Annotated in this window: 4 protein-coding genes; 3 read left to right on the top strand and 1 reads right to left on the bottom strand. The window is 70.4% G+C overall.

Going from position 1 to position 2,353, the window contains the following annotated elements; genetic code table 11:
• Nucleotides 1-5 precede the first annotated feature (5 nt).
• A complete protein-coding gene (locus AC1DY2_RS18730) occupies nucleotides 6-299 on the bottom strand; it encodes a DUF4031 domain-containing protein (protein WP_476763782.1) in 294 nt (97 codons plus the stop codon).
• A gap of 219 nt (nucleotides 300-518) precedes the next feature.
• On the opposite strand from AC1DY2_RS18730, the gene rplU reads away from it, so the two are divergent.
• The 3 genes from rplU to obgE all read left to right on the top strand — a co-directional run.
• On the top strand, nucleotides 519-827 hold the full coding sequence (gene rplU / locus AC1DY2_RS18725; protein ID WP_159604957.1) for a 50S ribosomal protein L21: 309 nt from the start codon (nucleotides 519-521) through the stop codon (nucleotides 825-827).
• 25 nt (nucleotides 828-852) lie between these two features.
• Entirely contained in the window at nucleotides 853-1,110 is a 258-nt protein-coding gene (rpmA, locus tag AC1DY2_RS18720; RefSeq protein WP_130352862.1) for a 50S ribosomal protein L27, read from the top strand.
• Nucleotides 1,111-1,184: 74 nt separating this feature from the next.
• Nucleotides 1,185-2,353 (top strand): GTPase ObgE (obgE, locus tag AC1DY2_RS18715; protein ID WP_476763781.1); only part of this gene is annotated, 1,169 nt, incomplete at its 3' end.

Below are 2,353 nucleotides of genomic sequence, written 5' to 3'. Positions count from 1 at the left end.
CGGACTCAGCCGAGCGCTGAGCCGGTTCTCCGGGCGCGTCGCTCGCGCGGCGTGACCCGGAGACCGCTGGCCGCGAGCCGGCGCACGAGTTCCCGCGGGGCCACCGGCTCCGCACCGGCCGCGACGAGCTCGTCGTAGCGCTCGACGGGGACGTCGTAGTGGTCGAGGTCGAACGCGCGCGGAGGCAGCCCCAGGCGCTCCGCGAAGGCGCGAAGCTCCTCGATCGAGCGATCGCTCACGAGGTGCGACCACATCGTGCCGTGCTTCGGCCAGAGCGGGGTGTCGATGAGCACGGCCATGCCGCCGATCCTACGCGGGCGCTTCGCGCGACTCGCCGGGGACGCGCGTTTGACCGACCCTGTGGCATCAGGTAAACTCGACCGTTGGTGCCACCGCTTATCCCGGTGTGCCCGCACAGTTTTCTGGCAGTGACGACCCTCCTTCCCGCTGGGGTCCCGCGCAGTGACACCCCATCAGACAGCCGGAACCCCCGGGTTCCCCAGAGATAGGTACGAGTAGTGGTTTACGCAGTAGTGCGCGCCGGCGGTCGGCAGGAGAAGGTCGAAGTCGGCACCATCGTGACGATGGACCGCATCAAGGCTGACAAGGACGGCAACGTCTCGCTCATCCCGGTCCTCCTCGTCGACGGCGAGAAGATCACCTCCGACGCCAAGTCGCTCGCGAAGGTCACGGTCACGGCTGAGGTCCTGAACGACCTTCGCGGCCCCAAGATCGTGATCCAGAAGTTCAAGAACAAGACCGGCTACAAGAAGCGCCAGGGCCACCGTCAGGAGCTCACGCGCGTCAAGATCACCGGCATCAAGTAGCAGCGGCCCGCAAGGAGATACAGACATGGCACACAAAAAGGGAGCGAGCTCCACTCGCAACGGTCGTGACTCGAACGCCCAGCGCCTCGGCGTGAAGCGCTTCGGCGGCCAGGTCGTCAGCGCGGGCGAGATCCTCGTCCGCCAGCGCGGCACGCACTTCCACCCGGGTGCTGGCGTGGGTCGCGGCGGCGACGACACGCTCTTCGCGCTCGAGGCGGGCGCTGTGCAGTTCGGCAACAAGGGCGGCCGCAAGGTCGTCAACATCGTGGCGGCCGGCGAATAGTCGACCGACAGGTCTTGTGAGGGCGGGCTTCGGCTCGCCCTCACGTGTTTTCACCCCGTGAGGAGGGATGCGGCATGGTCAGCTTCGTCGACCAGGTGACGTTGTTCGTGCGCGCCGGCCACGGCGGCAACGGGTGCGTCTCGGTACGCCGGGAGAAGTTCAAGCCCCTCGCGGGCCCCGACGGCGGCAACGGCGGGCACGGCGGCGACATCGTGCTCGTCGCCGACCCGAACGTCACGACCCTCCTCGCCTACCACGGGCGCCCGCACCGCTCCTCCGACAACGGCCAGCCCGGAATGGGCGACAACCGCTCGGGCGCGGCCGGCGAGCTCCTCGAGCTCCCGGTGCCCGTCGGCACCGTCGTGAAGGACCCCGACGGCAGCGAGCTCGCCGACCTCACCGAGCCGGGCATGCGCTTCGTCGTGGCGCCCGGCGGRCAGGGCGGGCTCGGCAACGCGGCGCTCGCGAGCACCAAGCGCAAGGCGCCCGGCTTCGCGCTCCTCGGCACGCCCGGGTTCGAGGGCGAGGTGAAGCTCGAGCTGAAGACGATCGCGGATGTCGCGCTCGTCGGCTTCCCGTCGGCCGGCAAGTCGAGCCTCATCGCCGCGCTCTCCGCGGCGCGGCCGAAGATCGCCGACTACCCGTTCACCACGCTGCATCCGAACCTCGGCGTCGTCCAGGCCGGTGACCACCGGTTCACCGTCGCCGACGTGCCCGGCCTCATCGAGGGCGCGAGCGAGGGCAAGGGGCTCGGCCTCGAGTTCCTCCGCCATGTCGAGCGTTGCTCGGCGCTCCTGCACGTCATCGACTGCGCCACGCTCGAGCCCGGTCGCGACCCGCTCAGCGACCTCGAGATCATCCTCGCCGAACTGGCCGCCTACCCGGTGCCCGAGGGCCAGGTGCCCCTGCTCGATCGGCCCCAGCTCATCGCGCTGAACAAGGTCGACGTGCCCGAGGCCCGCGAGCTCGCGGAGTTCGTGCGTCCCGAGCTCGAGGGGCGCGGCTACCGCGTCTTCGAGATCTCGACCGTGAGCCACGAGGGCCTGCGACAGCTCGGGTACGCGCTCGGCGAGCTCGTCGACGAGGCCCGCGCCGCCGCGGCATCCGCCCCCGAGGCCCCGCGCATCGTGATGCGGCCCAAGGCCGTCGACGACTCCGGCTTCGTCGTGCGGCCCGAGGGCGGCAGCTACGGCACGCTCTACCGCGTGCTCGGCGTGAAGCCCGAGCGCTGGGTGCACCAGAC

Source organism: Agromyces sp. P1_H4, assembly GCF_056405255.1.
Note: the sequence above shows the minus strand (reverse complement) of the source record. Positions and strands in the feature narration are given on the sequence as shown.

Bases quoted from the DNA above. Each gene is read 5' to 3' on its own strand.
- AC1DY2_RS18730 (WP_476763782.1), bottom strand. From the start codon at position 299: ATGGCCGTGCTCATCGACACCCCGCTCTGGCCGAAGCACGGCACGATG.
- rpmA (WP_130352862.1), top strand. From the start codon at position 853: ATGGCACACAAAAAGGGAGCGAGCTCCACTCGCAACGGTCGTGACTCG.